The 14,542-nt window shown below is 63.6% G+C and carries 13 protein-coding genes; 2 read left to right on the forward strand and 11 right to left on the reverse strand.

Translation table 11 applies throughout. The features are described from left to right. Positions 1–22 precede the first annotated feature (22 nt). The 3 genes from EN861_RS21645 to EN861_RS21655 form a co-directional block, all read right to left on the reverse strand. The gene (locus EN861_RS21645; RefSeq protein ID WP_127275691.1) at positions 23–613 is read right to left on the reverse strand and encodes an amino acid synthesis family protein; all 591 of its coding nucleotides are present in this window, start codon (positions 611–613) and stop codon (positions 23–25) included. Positions 614–681: 68 nt separating this feature from the next. Beyond that, entirely contained in the window at positions 682–1,821 is a 1,140-nt protein-coding gene (locus EN861_RS21650; RefSeq protein ID WP_135865506.1) for an NAD(P)/FAD-dependent oxidoreductase, read from the reverse strand. A 44-nt stretch (positions 1,822–1,865) separates the two neighbouring features. Next, positions 1,866–2,696, reverse strand: a complete 831-nt coding sequence (locus EN861_RS21655) for an alpha/beta hydrolase (RefSeq protein ID WP_245512079.1) — start codon at positions 2,694–2,696, stop codon at positions 1,866–1,868. Between EN861_RS21655 and EN861_RS21660 the strand changes: the two genes are divergently transcribed. Together EN861_RS21660 and EN861_RS21665 are read left to right on the forward strand one after the other, a co-directional pair. Further along, the gene (locus EN861_RS21660; protein ID WP_245512080.1) at positions 2,581–3,543 is read left to right on the forward strand and encodes a GntR family transcriptional regulator; all 963 of its coding nucleotides are present in this window, start codon (positions 2,581–2,583) and stop codon (positions 3,541–3,543) included. The two genes, EN861_RS21655 and EN861_RS21660, sit on opposite strands and share 116 nt — an antisense overlap. 145 nt (positions 3,544–3,688) lie before the next feature. Continuing rightward, the gene (locus tag EN861_RS21665; protein WP_135865510.1) at positions 3,689–5,245 is read left to right on the forward strand and encodes a GMC family oxidoreductase; all 1,557 of its coding nucleotides are present in this window, start codon (positions 3,689–3,691) and stop codon (positions 5,243–5,245) included. A 59-nt stretch (positions 5,246–5,304) separates the two neighbouring features. Here the strand turns inward: EN861_RS21665 and EN861_RS21670 are convergent, their stop codons facing one another. The 8 genes from EN861_RS21670 to EN861_RS21705 all read right to left on the reverse strand — a co-directional run bounded on the left by EN861_RS21670 (position 5,305) and on the right by EN861_RS21705 (position 14,207). Beyond that, positions 5,305–5,853, reverse strand: coding sequence for an invasion associated locus B family protein (locus EN861_RS21670; RefSeq protein ID WP_135865511.1), 549 nt, complete (start codon positions 5,851–5,853; stop codon positions 5,305–5,307). Positions 5,854–5,922: 69 nt separating this feature from the next. Continuing rightward, positions 5,923–6,384 (reverse strand): DUF4189 domain-containing protein, encoded by a 462-nt coding sequence (locus EN861_RS21675; protein WP_135865513.1) that lies wholly within the window; start codon positions 6,382–6,384, stop codon positions 5,923–5,925. A 46-nt stretch (positions 6,385–6,430) separates the two neighbouring features. Then, positions 6,431–7,123, reverse strand: a complete 693-nt coding sequence (locus tag EN861_RS21680; RefSeq protein WP_135865515.1) for a hypothetical protein — start codon at positions 7,121–7,123, stop codon at positions 6,431–6,433. 13 nt (positions 7,124–7,136) lie between these two features. Then, positions 7,137–7,685 (reverse strand): invasion associated locus B family protein, encoded by a 549-nt coding sequence (locus EN861_RS21685; protein ID WP_135865517.1) that lies wholly within the window; start codon positions 7,683–7,685, stop codon positions 7,137–7,139. A 90-nt stretch (positions 7,686–7,775) separates the two neighbouring features. Next, complete coding sequence (locus tag EN861_RS21690) at positions 7,776–12,104, reverse strand: YadA-like family protein (protein WP_135865519.1); 4,329 nt, start codon at positions 12,102–12,104, stop codon at positions 7,776–7,778. Positions 12,105–12,314: 210 nt separating this feature from the next. Beyond that, positions 12,315–12,728: an AraC family transcriptional regulator gene (locus EN861_RS21695; RefSeq protein ID WP_245511693.1), complete on the reverse strand. Its 414-nt coding sequence runs from the start codon at positions 12,726–12,728 to the stop codon at positions 12,315–12,317. A 238-nt stretch (positions 12,729–12,966) separates the two neighbouring features. Continuing rightward, a complete protein-coding gene (locus tag EN861_RS35520) occupies positions 12,967–13,668 on the reverse strand; it encodes a hypothetical protein (RefSeq protein ID WP_189343700.1) in 702 nt (233 codons plus the stop codon). A 344-nt stretch (positions 13,669–14,012) separates the two neighbouring features. Continuing rightward, entirely contained in the window at positions 14,013–14,207 is a 195-nt protein-coding gene (locus tag EN861_RS21705; protein ID WP_127280931.1) for a hypothetical protein, read from the reverse strand. Positions 14,208–14,542 lie beyond the last annotated feature (335 nt).

Raw genomic sequence — 14,542 nt, forward strand, 5'->3', positions numbered from 1 at the left:
TCCTTCGCCAATTTCGATCGAACTAGACACCGACCTTGAGGTCGGCGACGGTTTTGCCTCCGACGCGCTGATGCACGCGCGGACCCGATGCGACGGCGACGCAGATCAAAAGCTCATCGGGGCGCGGGCCATCCGGCACGGAAAAGGTGACCGCATCATAGTGGGAACGGATGTAGAGCTCGTCCTTGTGGGCAAGCGGGATATCGATGGATGTGCCGGCGGCGGCGACCTTGCTGACCGACGAAATCCAGGCCTTGCCGCCCCCGACCTGCTGCCGCAGCGGATCTCCGAACACCGTGGTGATGCAGGCGACGACATGCTCCTGTTCGCCTGATGTGCCCGCGATACCGCCCTTGCCATAGCTTTCGACCGGCCTGTTGCCGAGCAGCGCCACGGCCCGCTCACCGAGCGCATGACCGATGGCTGAGCTCGGATTCGTCAGCTCGGACAGTTCGGCGACGAACTTTCCGGCATACGGATTGCGTATGACGACGCCAGTCGCGACTTTGACGAGGGTCTCGCCAGGCTGGCCGCCGTCATGCCGGCTTTCCTGGACCGAGGCGTACCAACCCCTGACGTCATAGTCCCGTTCGACTTCACTGGAATAGTTCATCTTTATCTCCTGAAGGGTGCGCGCAGTTTCCGCACGCGCCGATTAATTCGTTGACCGCCGGTCCGAGCTTACTGCGGCCATGAGAAGACGCCGCGTAGCGGGTCGTAGCGGGCTGCTTCCAGAGCTGCCGGCGTGAACATGTTTCCCTTCGAGAGCGAGCGGTTCGCCGCGTAGTCGCCGGACAGCGCCTGGCAGCGATCGGTGATCGGGCGAATGCGCTTTTCCCACGCGACGAGCGCGTCCTCGACCGAAGAGCCCGCCTCCAGGTCCTGCGACAGGCTGAAGGCATTGACCATCGCGCAACCGGCGCCCTGGGCAAGAGCCGGGCACATCGCATGCGCGGCATCGCCCACGAGGGCGACCTTGCCTCTTGTCCAGCTGTCCAGCTTGGTCGTTTCGTACTTGTCGTACCTGGCGGTTTTCAGCTTCGCCGCCTCGATCAGGCAGGGCTCCAGGAAAGGAAACATCTCGACCCAAACCTCGAGGTCGATCGGAACCTGCGACCCCCGCGGATCGGCGGCCGGAGCCATGAGGCCGAGATAGAGCTCATTCTCGTTGCAGGGCGAGTAGAGGATGCGCTGAACCCGTGGCCAGAAGTTCCACATGTCAATGGTGTTGTCCCACTCGCCGTGACCGAGTTCCTTCTTCTTGCGAGGGACAATCAGTCGGATGAGACCGTCTTTGGAAACCCATCGGTCCTGCTTGAAGCCGATGGAATCCCTGACCTTGGAGCCGACGCCGTCGGCGCCGACGATCAGGTCGGCCTCGAGAACCTCTCCGGTCTGAAGCGTCAGGCGGCCTTCCGGATCTGCGGCGACCGCTTCGGAGTTGACCGATATGTCGACACCCAGCGCACGGGCGCGGTTGACCAAGGCATCGTGCAGGTGGCTGCGGGTCATGATGCGCCAGGGAAGACCGTTGAACGTCTCCTTGGAAACCGACTTGTTGTGCATCCAGGTCTCGTAGGTGGGAGGCGTGTGCGAACCTTGGAGAACATCATCCAGGGCGCCCAGTCCCTCGAGGACACGCAGGCCATTGTGCCAGAGATAGATACCCGCGCCGAAGGCCCGCAGATCCGAGCTCTTTTCGTGCAGCCTGACGTCCCAGCCGTTTTGCCTGAGAGCGATGGCGGCTGTCAGGCCGGCAAAGCCGCCGCCAGCGACCTCGGCACGGCGCGCCTTACCCTGGGTTCTGTTTACATTGGCCATTTTCTATCCTGATGCTGCGTGCAAGAAGACGGCGTGTTGGGCCGTCAGGCGTCGATGAAATTCGTGATGGCTTTCAGCGTGATCTCGGGAGAAACCTCGTTGACGTAATGGTCGGCGCCCGGAACGACGACCACGGCCAGATCCGGCCGCAACCGGCTTGTTTTTGCAAGCGCCGCCGCCGAAACCAATTTGCTCGCCTCGCCCCGAACGATGAGGACGGGCTTCGTCACGTCCCGATAGGCGGGCGCCAGGTCTGATCGCAGGCCCTTGGCTGTCTGGGCCATGGCCTCGGGCGACGCCAATGGCCGCAGCCCGCCGTCGACCCGATGATAGCCGCTCTCGGCTCGGATCTTGATGGCAGCGGCGGGAATGTTGGTATAGCGGCCGGCAAGATAGGCTTCGACGGCCTCGATATCCTGGAAAAGCTGGCTTCCCGCGTTCACGCGGGCTTCCAGCGCATCCAGCGCCTCGGTTTCGATGTATGGCGTGAAATCGATTGCGACGACCGACCGTACCAGATCCGGATATCTCACGGCGGCGGTGACGGAGTTTCTCGCGCCAAGGGAATGTCCGACGAGGATGGCAGGCCCCCGGTCGAGCGTGCGGATCAGGCCGGCAATGTCGTCAGCATAGTCATTCGCCTCGTAGCCGCTGTCCGGCTTGTCGCTGAGGCCATGCCCCCTCTGGTCAACAGCTACGGTCGTGAAACGATCCGAGAGCCGAGCCATCAACGGCGTGAAGACCGCCGAGTTGGAGGTTATGCCGTGGAAAAACAGCATCAACGGGCCGTTGCCAGTCTCGCGCACGTTCAAGGCGATGCTGCCGGTGTCGATGCGTCGCGAGCCAAATGGGTCGCAAGCTATCTCTGCCGCCATGTTCATGATCCTCACCATCACTGCCCGTCTCATTCAAAAGGATCATACAGCCGGGAGCGCGTCAAGAAGATTGTCTGACATTCTTGCAATCTTCAGATTTGACAATCTGGCTATTTTCCACCGCGTCGCGTATGGTGCCGCGGAGATTGCGACTCAAACCTATGAGACGTTGCCCATGCCTCCAGATTTGAATTTGCGGATTTCGCCACGGACGGTGCAGCGGGAGACCGTCGACAAGTTACGGCTCGCCATCTTCTCCGGAGTGTTCCAGCCGGGAAGCCGCCTCATCGAAAGTCAGCTGTGCACACAGCTCGGCATCAGTCGCCCGTCGCTGAGGGAAGCTTTGCGCAGTCTCGAGGCCGAGCGCCTGATCGAGATTGTACCCAACCGCGGGCCATCAATTCCGTCACTTTCGTGGGAGGTGGCAACCGCCATCTACGAGGTTCGAGAGCTGCTGGAAGTCGAGGCGGCGGGACGATGCGCGTCGAGAATTTCCCCGGAGCAGTTGCTTGAACTCGAGAAGTCTCTTTCCGCGTTCGAAGAGGCGGCATCCAGCAATGACAGCCTGGCGCAGGTCATGACCGCCGCGGACTTCTATTCGATCATACTCTCGAATTGCGGGAATCCCATTCTTGAGGAAGTCCATCGCGGCCTGGTGGCCAGGATCAGCTTCTTTCGAGGACGATCGATGTCATTGGAAGGCCGGGCACAAAGCAGCCTGGCGGAGATGAAGGAGATATTCGAATCCATCGCCGCCGGCGATGAGAAGGCCGCGCGCAAAGCCTCGAAGAATCACCTGTTGAAGGCGAAAGCGGCAGCGAAGATGTCCATGGACAGCGCGATTTGAGTTTTTCGGAAGGCGGTTGCTCCGTCTGAAAACTCGAAATCCTTCATGACGTTGCGGATCGAGGGTCCGCCGAACGCGAATCAGGCGGGGCTCACCCCGTCGGGGTTAGACATGCCGGCCGTCGAAGCCGGCAGATGGAGTGATGATGACCAGTGCCAATGTCGAGCGCAGAGCGGATGCCGATATCGTCATCGTCGGCGGCGGGTCGGCTGGCGCGTTGCTTGCAGCACGACTGAGTGAAGAGCCGGACAGTCGCGTTCTGCTGATCGAGGCGGGCGAAGAGGCGGCGGACCCCGACATCTGGAACCCCGCCGCCTGGCCGGCGCTTCAGGGGCGCGGCTACGATTGGGACTATCGCACGGACCCGCAAACCGGGACTGAGGGCCGGGTGCATCACTGGGCGCGCGGGCGGTTGGTGGGCGGCTCGAGCTGCCTGCATGCGATGGGCTACATGCGTGGCCATCCCCTCGACTTCCAGGCATGGGTCGACGCGACCGGCGATGACAGATGGAGCTGGGATGAATTGCTGCCCGCGTTTCAGGCTATCGAGGATCACCCGCTCGGTGGCAACGGCCTTTACGGCAAGGGCGGGCCGATGCCCGTCCATTTGCCAACGGACGAGGTAAGTCCGGTCGCACGCGCGTTCATCGAAGCCGGCGCTTCGCTCGGCCTGCCGCGTCTCGAAGGTCACAACAGCGGGCAGATGATCGGCGTCACCCCGAACTCCTTGAACATTCGAGACGGTCGGCGGGTCACGGTGGCCGACGCCTGGCTCACGCCGGCGGTTCGAAGCCGCAAGAACCTGACCATTCTTACGGGATCGCGGGGGCGGCGGCTCAAGTTGGAGGGCAATCAGGTCCGCGGCCTCGAGGTCGTGGGGCGGCAGGGTCGGGTCGAAATCCTTGCCGATCAAATCGTGCTTTGCGCCGGCGCGCTGGAAAGTCCGGCCTTGCTGATGCGCTCGGGCATCGGTCCGCACGATGTACTCGGCGCCGCGGGCGTCAGCTGCCTGATCGATATGCCGGAGATCGGTCGAAACCTTCAGGACCACCTGCTTGGTGCCGGCAACCTCTATGCGGCCCGCAAGCCCGTTCCCCCCTCGCGCCTCCAGCACTCGGAGTCGATGGCCTATATGCGGGCCGACGGGTTTACCGGCACCGGCCAGCCCGAAATTGCCGTTGGTTGCGGCGTCGCGCCGATCGTGTCCGAACGCTTTCAGGCGCCTGCCGCTGGCACGGCATATTCGCTGCTGTTCGGGATCACCCATCCGACGAGCCGCGGCAGCCTGCGCATAAGCGGGCCGGAACTCGACGATCGATTGATCATTGACCCCGCATACCTGCAAAGCGATCGGGACCGCGCGCTGTTTCGCCAGGCGCTCGAGGCAGCCCGGACAGTCGGACATCGAGATGAACTCGCCGGCTGGCGAGAGCGCGAGCTCCTGCCAGGCACCTTGAACGGTGCGGCTCAAATGGACGACTTCATCGCGCGGTCGGTCATTACACACCACCATCCCTGCGGCACTTGCAGGATGGGCAAGGACCCGGACGCCGTCGTCGATGCGAATCTCAAGCTCAAGGCGCTCGACAATCTTTTTGTCGTTGACGCGTCGGTCATGCCCAGTCTGACCGCGGGGCCGATACACGCCGCGGTTCTCGCCATCGCCGAGACCTTCGCTCGCCGGAAAATCCTGCTGTCTTGATCCGAGGGCTGCGCGTTCGTTCCTTCGCTACAAGGCTCGGGCCGCTGTCGCCATGCTCCTCAACGCGCGCTGAGCGCGACCATGCGGTCAAGGGCAGCGCCAAGGCCTTTCAGCGACACCGGAAAACTCAGCGTGGTCTCGGCCGCTGTGGTGACGTCGAGCTTGAGCTCGCTGCCTGCCTTGAGCTTCTGCATCAGCGCCCGGTCGATCGGAAACAGCGCCACGCAGCCATTCGGCAGGCAGGTCCTGAACTTCAACGGCCCGACGGGCGGCTGGTCGTCGATCTGGGCCGCCACGCCGGGATCGAACAGGATGCCGAAGGGCAGCAGCAAGGTTCCGATCAATCCGCCCTTCTGCGCCGCGCGCAACTCCACGGCCAGAAGCCTCTGGCCGTTTTTCTGCGTCTGGTCCTGCGAGACCGTGCAGACCCGGGCATTGTCCTGTATGACGCAGGCCAGCTGCCAGTCCTGATAGGTTTCCTGGAGCGACGACGCGCCATTCGGAAGCGACGCAGCCTGCTGCTGTTGCGCGAAAGCAGCCGGTAGCGAAGCGGAGAAGGTCGCCGCGCAGATGACGGCTGCCTTCAGCGAAAAATGTCTACGAACCAATGAATGCGGCCTTCTCTTCGGTGCCGGGCAAATGCCCAAAGTGTCGGCTTCGGGGCCCCACGGCAACGGTCACGTACAGACCCATTCGCGGATCTTGCATTGGATCCCCCCTGCCTCGCAGGCCTGCAGCGCGAGGTCCTCCGCCTCCCGGCGGGTCTCGGCCGAGTTCACGCCCCAGGGAGTGAACCGGTGATCCACCTTGTCGGCCACGGCGAGCGCGCCGCAATGCTTGTAGGGAAATCCGGTCTCGTCGTCGTCCGTCCAATGGCGGTGATTGCGGAACACGGCAACGACATTGCAGGCTTTTCCACCGGCGTTCTCGCAATATTTCTGCGCAATGTCCTTCGCTTCCTGCCGCTTATCGGCGCCCCAGAAGAAGCCGTACTTGGTGTCGGTCTGGGAATAGGCGATTGCCGCCCAGATGCCTTTCTCCTCCTGTGGCGGCTCGGACGGCTCCACCAGATCGGCCGAGACGACCTGCCCGCTCCACAGCAAGGCCATGCACAAGACTGTCAAACGTCGCGACTTCATGGTCCGCAATCCTTTCCAGGGCGTCTCGCCCATTCGCCTGACATCCTCACTTGGCCGCCGATGCGATGGAAATCACCACGCATGTGTTGCCCGTCGGCAGCAGAAGGGCTTCGCCCGTGTTGCCGCCAAGCTCGTACACTTCGACCTGTCCGAGATGATCCGTGATCTTGCTGCCTTGCGGAAGAACGGACGGAATGTCGGCGCACGGACTGGCGAACGGCGCCACCCGCACCATCGCGCCCTCGCAACCCGAAGCGGTGGGTGACACGAAGACCACGCCGGCAGCCGGCCCGCTGTAACGGTCGGTGGCATAGTCCATGCCGACAAAGGCCTGCACGGCGTGCTTGTCGGCGGCCTGGTCGTTCCACAGGGATTTGACGCTGTATTTCGAGCCCGTCGTCAAAAGCTGTCCGAGCACCGGAAAGACGGTCGAGCAGGCCTGCACGCCAGCCTGCTTGACGTGCTGGAGGAAGGGCGTGTCCGGCAGCGCGGGAGGGGCGGCCGCCTCGGCCTGAGCGGCCGTCGGGCTGCCGACCAGGCCGGCGATCGCGGCATAGTTCGCGCCGGCAAAGCCAATGCCCATCATGGCCAGCCCCAGCAGCGAAAATCCAATGACTCGCGGCCACCGCCGCGGCGGCTCGACGGTTCTCTTGCGGTCCGGCTCGACGACCCGTCGCCGATCCGGCTCGACGGTCGGGTTGCTGCGCGTCGCGGAGATGAACGGGTCTTGCTGGCTCACGGTGCTGCCTCGGTTATTTGATTGGCGCAAGGGCCTCGGACAGCCCCTTGAGCGTTGCGGTGACGGTAATGGTCTGGCCATCGGTGGTCGGATAGGAAATAGCCGGCGTCGCCTTCTGCGCTATCTCCTGGCGCATCAGGGGTCCCACCGGCAGCATGCCGACGCAGACCATTTCGTTGCAGCCGTTCAGATGCACGTCGATCGGCTCGGCGCGCCCATCGAACTTCAGCGACACCAGCCCATCGCTCCTGGCGTTCGGCGCGGTGCGCAGGATCATGTAGGGCTTGCCGTCCTGGGTGGCGGCGAGCGACCAGCTGAACGCCATCTTGCCGGCGCCGTCCTCGATCACCTGCGAGACATTGCAGACCTTCTTGCGCGCCTTGAGGTTCTCGTCGCAGATCAGCGTCCAGTTCTCGAAAGGACGGATGGTGCGCTGGTATTGTCCGAGCTTCACGTCGGGAGGCACGACCACCTCGGAGGGCTTGATCCTGTAGGGCGAAGCCACCTGCCCGGCAGCCGGCGCCAGCCCGCCGGCAAGCGCCAGGCAGGTCAGGCATGCCATGGCAAATCCGGGAAAGCCAAACGGCTTTCCCGAGTCTGCGTCTAGCCTGTCATGGCCGGTTCGCCTTTTCATTGCCGCCAGTTGCCCGCCTCAGTTCAAGGTGAAGCTCAGGCCGGCGCCGACACCGACATCTCCACCCGCCGCCGTGCCCGACAAATTGCCACGGATGCGGCCATCCTCGCTGGTGTAGCCAGCGCCGAAGGCAAAGGCGCTCGAATCCCGCCAGAAGCCGCCGCCCGCCGCCACGCTCAGCTTGCCGGGACGGTCGTCATAGCGCAGCGAGGCTGCCGCCAGTCCGATTGCCGCCGCCTGCCGTGCTTCGTCCCTGATGCCGCTGATGTCGGAATTCAGCTGGCTGAGCTTCTGGTCGGTATAATTGTTGGCCTGCTGCAACGTCGTGACCGCCACCTGGTCGGTATAGGTCTTGCTCTGAGCCAGGTTCAGGTTCAGCTGGTTGACGTTGACCGCGTCGGTGCCGGTAACGCCGGGGCCGACATTGGAGATGACGACAGGCGCATTCGGGTCGCCGCCCTGCAGCGTTATCTTGTTGGTCCTGGTCGTCGATCCGTCCGGATTGTTGACGGTGTCGTATTGCACGGTGTTCTGGACGGTGCCGCCGATGCCGCCGATCGTCTTGGTCAGGTCCTCGATCGCCGTGTTGGTGGCGTAGAGCTGCGACCCGTTGATCGCATCGGTGCTGCCGGAGGAAACGCGCCCGGCGGCGACATTGGTGATCGTCCGCTCGGTTCCGGCATCGCCGACGCTGACGGTCCCGGTCGGGGTCGTGCCGGCGAAGGCGTAGGTCTTGCCGTTGATGACCGTGCTGGACGTGCCGACGGCGGTCTGCGACACCGAACCCGAACCGAGCGCCACATCGCTGGCGTTGTTGGCCTTGGCGCCTTGGCCGAGCGCGACGGCGCCCTGCCCCGTGGCTGTCGAGCCATTGCCGGCGGCAAGGCTGTTGGTACCGCTGGCCACGCTGGCCGGCCCGATCGCGACGCTGTCGGTGCCGCTGGCGGTGGAGTCGGCCAGCGTCGAATTGGCGTGGAAATACTTGATGCCACCGCCATTGTTGATGTTGGTCAGCGCATTGTCGACGGCAGTGAAACCATCAAAGACGGTCGAATAATTGTTGCCCTGGATGGTGTAGGTCGGGCCGGTGATCGAGCCGTCGGGATTGACCGTGGTGCCGCCGCCGAACAGGTTGGAAACGTTTTGCGAGACGCCGCGCAACTGCGAGACGTTGACGGCATCGGTCCCGGCCGAGCCCGCCGCGACATTGGTGAGCTTGCGCTCGGCGCCCGCGGCGCCGATCGACACTTCGCCGGCCGAGGTCTGCGGAGCGGTCAGGCCAAAGGCGGCGTAGCCAGCCTGCGCGCCAACCGTGGTGGTTGACGACGCACCCAGTGCGACGCTGTTGGCGAAGGTGCTCTGGGCGCCGGCGCCGAGCGCCACCGACTGGATGCCCGATGCGGTCGAGTCGGTGCCGAGCGCGATACCGTCGGCCAGCATCACATGAGCGTTCTGGCCAATGGCGGTGCCGCCAGGCGCCGTCTGGTCGACGATGGCGCCATTGCCGATGCCGACGCCATTGTCGCCGTTGACGACCGTGGTCGGGCCGACCGCGACCGATTCCGCTCCGACCGCGAGCGAATCGCCAGCTGTCGAATTGGCATGGAAATATTTCGTCGAGGTGGCAGAGACCGCCGCGATCGCCCCCGCCAGCTGGCGCACCGTCACGGCGTCCTGGTCCTGCGTGCCGTCGGCGACGTTGGTGATCTGCCGGTAAGATGTGGCGGTACCGACCGAAACCGCGCCGAGCAGCGCCTTGTCGGTGGTGTTGTACTGGATGAAGTTCGACGGACCTGCGGCGATCTGCCCGGAAGCGGGAGCGATCGCGCGATCGGACACCGAGCCCGAACCGAGTGCCACGCTGCCGTCGATGCTGGCCGCGCTGTCGCGGCCGAGCGCCAGCCCGCTGACGCCGGTCGCGGTCGCCTGGTAGCCGACGGCCGTGGAGCCGACGCCCTGTGCGAAGGAGTCCGTTTGCGCCAGCCCGGCCTCGTTGGTGCGGGCGTAGCGGATACCGATGCCGTTGGCATCGGTATAGGCGGTCGAGGTATCGCCGGCGATGTTGTTGATCGTGTTGCCGAGATTGGTCACGCCGCTGCCGATGGTGCTGAGCGTGGTGCCGATGGCATCGACGGCCTGGTTGGTGGCGGCGAGCTGCGAACCGTTGATGGCATCGGTCGACGTCGAGCTGATCCGCCCCGCGGCGACATTGGTGATAGTGCGTTCCGCGCCGGGCGCGCCGATGCTGACCGTCGAGGTCGGGTTGGTGCCCTGGAAGGCGTAGGTGGTGCCGTTGATCACCGCGTTGGGCGTGCCGACCGCTACGGCGGTCACCGAACCCGAGCCGAGCGCCACGTCGCCGGAGCTTGCCGCCGCCGCCGCACCGTTGCCGAGCGCGACATTGCCGGCGAGGCCGGCGGCACCCGCTGTGGAGCCGTTGCCCAGCGCCACGGAGCCTTGCCCGATCGCCTTGTTGTTGTTGCCGATGGCGACAGCACCGTTGGCCGTATTGGCCGCGGTGGCGGTTGCCGTGCCGTCGCTGTTGGCGATGTTGTTGGCGCCGCCGGTAAAGGCGCCGGTGCCGCTGGCGAAGCTAGGATCGCCGATGGCCACCGCGCCGTCGCCGTAAGCAACGTTGTCTGCGCCGATTGCGACAGCCTTCCCCCCGGTCGCGATCGCCCTGGTGCCGATGGCGACGGAGTCGGCGGTATCAGCGGAAGACTGGAGACCGACCGCGATGGCGTTGGTTGCAGTCGCCGCGCTTTCACGCCCCATCGCAAGGGCGTCGTCCCCGGATGACGTCACGTCCGTGCCGACGGCGATGGCGCTCTGTCCGCTGGCGCTCGTCGCAAAACTGGTCTGGCCGATATAGACGGAGTTTATCCCGGACGCGCTCGTCCCAGCGCCGACAGCGACGGCATTCACGGCGGTGGTTCGGGCACCACTGCCGAGAGCGGTACTGCCGGCTCCGCTGGCACCGGCGTTGACGCCGGCGGCGAGGGTATTATTTGCCGTCGCGCTGGCCAGGACGCCGAATGAGGAGGCGTTTGCGCCGCTGGCAACGGCCCCATTACCGACTGCCGTGCTAAAATCGGCAGTGGCCTGAGTGGCCTGGCCGAGCGCGACGCCGAAGCCGCCGGAAGCAAGCGAATTGGTGCCAATCGCGATGCTGTTAGGCAAGGCCGTGTTGGCCTGAACGCCTGCCTGCGCGTTCACGCCGAATGCGATGGACTGGTTGCCCCAGGCCTTGGCTGCATCACCCATCGCCGTGGCGCTTGTGCCGATCGCGGCGGCCTGACGTCCTACGGCAGTGGAATTGGCACCGCTGGCGACAGATCCCCAGCCTCCGGCGAACGAATTGGCGCCGCTGGCGGTGGAACTGGTGCCGACCGCCGTGGAGTTACCTCCCGAAGCGACCGAGAAGGTACCCAAAGCATTGGCGCCGGCCAACGTGGCACTGGCCTGAACGCCGAGCGCTACCGAATTGGTGCCGCTTGAGATCGTGCCCTGGCCCAGCGCCATCGCGCCGCCGGCGCCGGTGGCTTTTGCGCTCAGGCCGAGAGCCACCGAATATTGAGCCGACGCAACGGATGAACGTCCGACCGCGATGGCGTCGACCTGGGATGCTGTAACATCCGTGCCGATGCCGATGGCGCTCTGTGCCAGCGCTCCTGTTCCAGCAACGGTGCGCGAACCGAGATAGACCGAATTTAGCTGCGTGGCTTGTGCCTGGAAGCCGAGAGCCACTGCGTTCTGGGCGCCAGCGGCGGCGAAGCTGCCTTGGGCGAGAGAATCCAATCCGGACGCAACGGTGTTTGTGCCGAAAGCGCTCGCGCGCAGCCCGCTCGCAGCAGCGAAGTTGCCTACGGCAGTCGAATTCTGCGCGGTCGCCGCGGATCCTTGACCCATGGCGACAGCCCCGCCGCCTTGGGTTTGCGCATCGACTCCGATCGCAACTGAATTATTCCCGTTGGAAATCGCTCGGCAGCCGATGGCCATGCCTCCCGTCGGCGCTCCGACGGTGGCCGTATATCCTGTGCAACCGATCGCGATGCCGTTGGCACCACTCGCCGTTCCGGCGCCCGCTGTATAGTTACCGCCTGGAATAACTTGGCCAAATGCCTGAGGCGCAATAACCAGCCCCAAGACGCCGAAAACAGCCCCAATCGCACCGATACCCCGATCTTTACGACGCATGCCTAGAACGCGGGACGCCATGCGCAGTACAGCCATCAGGCGGCGCCGGGCCGAGCGGGAGCGAGGATCGGCATTCGCGATCCAGTGACTGGCGAAAAGCGCGGCGCGATGCTGGACAAACGAGTGACGTGAGATGCAATTGTCGGTCATGGTCCCTCTCAGCGCGCCAGTCGGCATGAAAATGTCAGACAATTCCCCCAAGCGGCAGAAAGACATGATTCTTGTGCGCGGTATTTCACGATCTTGCTGTGTCGTAAGAAAAAATCGCGGAACAACTCGGCAGAGGTTAACGGCTTATTACTTTAGCCGGAACTTTAATAGGTATCACCTATATTTCCAAGATATGCCGCAGCCTATCCGTCACCTGGTCTTCGAGATAAGCTTGTTCGAGCGCGACCGCAGTGGCGTTACATGCCGGTATTTCTTCATCATGGTGGTGAAATGGCTCTGGCTCGAGAAACCGCTGAGATGGGCAATGTCGGCGATCGCCAGGCTGCTCTCGGCAAGCAGTCTCTCCGCAAAATCCAGCCGCAGATCGAGAATATACTGATGCGGCGGCATCCCGAACGTCCGCGAGAAGGCCCGCACGAAGTGATAGGATGAAAGCCCGCAGACCGCGGCCATCTCGGAAATCGCCAGCTTGCGCGAGAAGTTCTCATCCAGGAAGTCCCGCACCTTGCCCGCACTGCTGGCGGAAAGCCCGCCTTTTACATTCGCCAGCGGCTGTCTCACCACATCCGCAATCCATCTTGGGGGGGCATCATCGCGCCGCACCGTTTCGGCCTCCTGAGGGGTCCCTGCGCAAGCCAAACCTTGGCGGCGTCCACGCGGTTCCCGGAAAAATAAATCGTGATGGACCAGTCTGGACCGCCATTACCGGGGGAATTGTCCGGGCCGGTGGAATTGTTCGAACAAGCCGGACGGACGGTGGTGAGGGCGAGCCGGCAAGAGATATCCCACTCCCCTCGACATCCATGCCGGTGGCAATCCTCGAAGCATCCGGGCGCATCGATCAATTTCTCGCCTCGACCATGGGCGCATTCGCGATGGACGTATTTTGCAGAACACCGATTTCCTTGCAGGAAATCCCGGTCTCCGAGCCCCGGGCACCTGATGGGGCGGCTTTGCCATACCGCGCGGCGCGGCTCTCCCGGCGAAGCCGTCCGGTTTTCTCTTGGACTCCTGGCCGTAATCGTTTCCGGTTGCAGGCGCAGAAGCGCCTCAGTTTCTGGCGGAAGCATAACCGGTTGGTGTCCTTCCCCTGTGTTTCTTCATGGCGGCGGCTAAATGACTTTGATCCGAAAACCCGGCGAGGATTGCCGATGTCGAACTCATGAGCAGCCAAAGCCGACGGTGCTTCGGAAGAGATGGAGACCAGGGCATTTTCCCTGGTCACGGACCAGGCAAGATTGCTGTCCACGCCGGCGGGATTGATGACGAGACACCCGACCGGCGCATCGTATTGCTGGAGCTTGTCGCTGCCGAGCGAGGCCCTCAACTTGCGTATGGGCGCAAGCACGATGCCTACGGAGTGTTCCTTGGCCGGGAATGCCTGCGAGCCTGGCCCGCGAACGGAATAGATCACGCTTCCTTGCGCGGTGGCCCTTCGCGGACCGGCACTTTCAGGAATGATGTCCAGGACGTATCGAGCTGTCCGCTCCCGATCGATGCCTCGGGAAACGCCGCTTTCCCGAGCCTCGTCCGCATTGTTCATTCGCGCTGCCTCAGCCGTATCGACGCTACTTCGAATACCCTTTTCCCGACCCGAACGCAGCGTAACGCACACACCTTGGCTTGGGAAGAACTCCCACGCGCAAAGAAAAATCTTTATTCGAGAAAGAAAAAAATGGCCAGCGAATAGGAGTTGACGAGCGTTCATTTTCGTCTGGCGCGAGGCCTCGTCATCCGGAGTTTCGCCGATCGGTCCTGACACGACCGGTCATGCGATTCTGTATTCTGGTCAACGACTGATTGAGGCCGTTGGCGCAGCCTGCGCGGATCATAACCTGTCCGCGAGATCGACGCCTGCGGTGTGGATCCGGTTATCGGCGGCCGCTGCTACAGATCACCGCGCCGTTTCTCGTACAGATCCCAGGCGAGTTCCACGAAAGCCAGAAGAACGTCGTCCCGATTCCAGCCGGCCGCCACCGCCGCCTGGACGATCTCATTGATGAGAGGCAGCAACTGCTCCTGGCATTCGGCCGACATATCGCCGTCGCCCGCGGGTGGCCCCCGGAAGTTGAAAGTCATCATTCGGCGCCCCCCTCGCCTTCAATCGAAGTGTTACATCGGTAATTTCATTCCCTCTGATATACAATAGATGTAGCACCAAAGAACAGGAAACCCCGGAGGACCAAAGCAGCACAGGACGATGCCGGATCACACCGGCTCTAAGCTTTCCTCTGGGTCAGGGTGGGCTTTCCCAAAGGGGACTCCATCGAAGCGTGATCGAGCAACTGCTCAGCGCTCGAACGACCGCCCGCCGCCAACAGGGCAGCAATGCTTCGCGGCGGAGGCTCTCGCGGTCGACGGCGCGCTTGCTGCCGCGCGTCGCCTCGTGACGGTTGACGACGCCACGCCGTCCCGGG

Origin of the sequence: Mesorhizobium sp. M8A.F.Ca.ET.218.01.1.1 (assembly GCF_004791165.1) — a bacterium.
Taxonomy (GTDB): Bacteria; Pseudomonadota; Alphaproteobacteria; order Rhizobiales; family Rhizobiaceae; genus Mesorhizobium.

Bases quoted from the DNA above. Each gene is read 5' to 3' on its own strand.
- EN861_RS35520 (WP_189343700.1), bottom strand. From the start codon at position 13,668: ATGAACAATGCGGACGAGGCTCGGGAAAGCGGCGTTTCCCGAGGCATC.
- EN861_RS21645 (WP_127275691.1), bottom strand. From the start codon at position 613: ATGAACTATTCCAGTGAAGTCGAACGGGACTATGACGTCAGGGGTTGG.
- EN861_RS21655 (WP_245512079.1), bottom strand. From the start codon at position 2,696: ATGGCGGCAGAGATAGCTTGCGACCCATTTGGCTCGCGACGCATCGAC.
- EN861_RS21675 (WP_135865513.1), bottom strand. From the start codon at position 6,384: ATGAAGTCGCGACGTTTGACAGTCTTGTGCATGGCCTTGCTGTGGAGC.
- EN861_RS21660 (WP_245512080.1), top strand. From the start codon at position 2,581: ATGCCGTGGAAAAACAGCATCAACGGGCCGTTGCCAGTCTCGCGCACG.
- EN861_RS21685 (WP_135865517.1), bottom strand. From the start codon at position 7,685: ATGGCATGCCTGACCTGCCTGGCGCTTGCCGGCGGGCTGGCGCCGGCT.
- EN861_RS21665 (WP_135865510.1), top strand. From the start codon at position 3,689: ATGACCAGTGCCAATGTCGAGCGCAGAGCGGATGCCGATATCGTCATC.
- EN861_RS21650 (WP_135865506.1), bottom strand. From the start codon at position 1,821: ATGGCCAATGTAAACAGAACCCAGGGTAAGGCGCGCCGTGCCGAGGTC.
- EN861_RS21690 (WP_135865519.1), bottom strand. From the start codon at position 12,104: ATGACCGACAATTGCATCTCACGTCACTCGTTTGTCCAGCATCGCGCC.
- EN861_RS21705 (WP_127280931.1), bottom strand. From the start codon at position 14,207: ATGATGACTTTCAACTTCCGGGGGCCACCCGCGGGCGACGGCGATATG.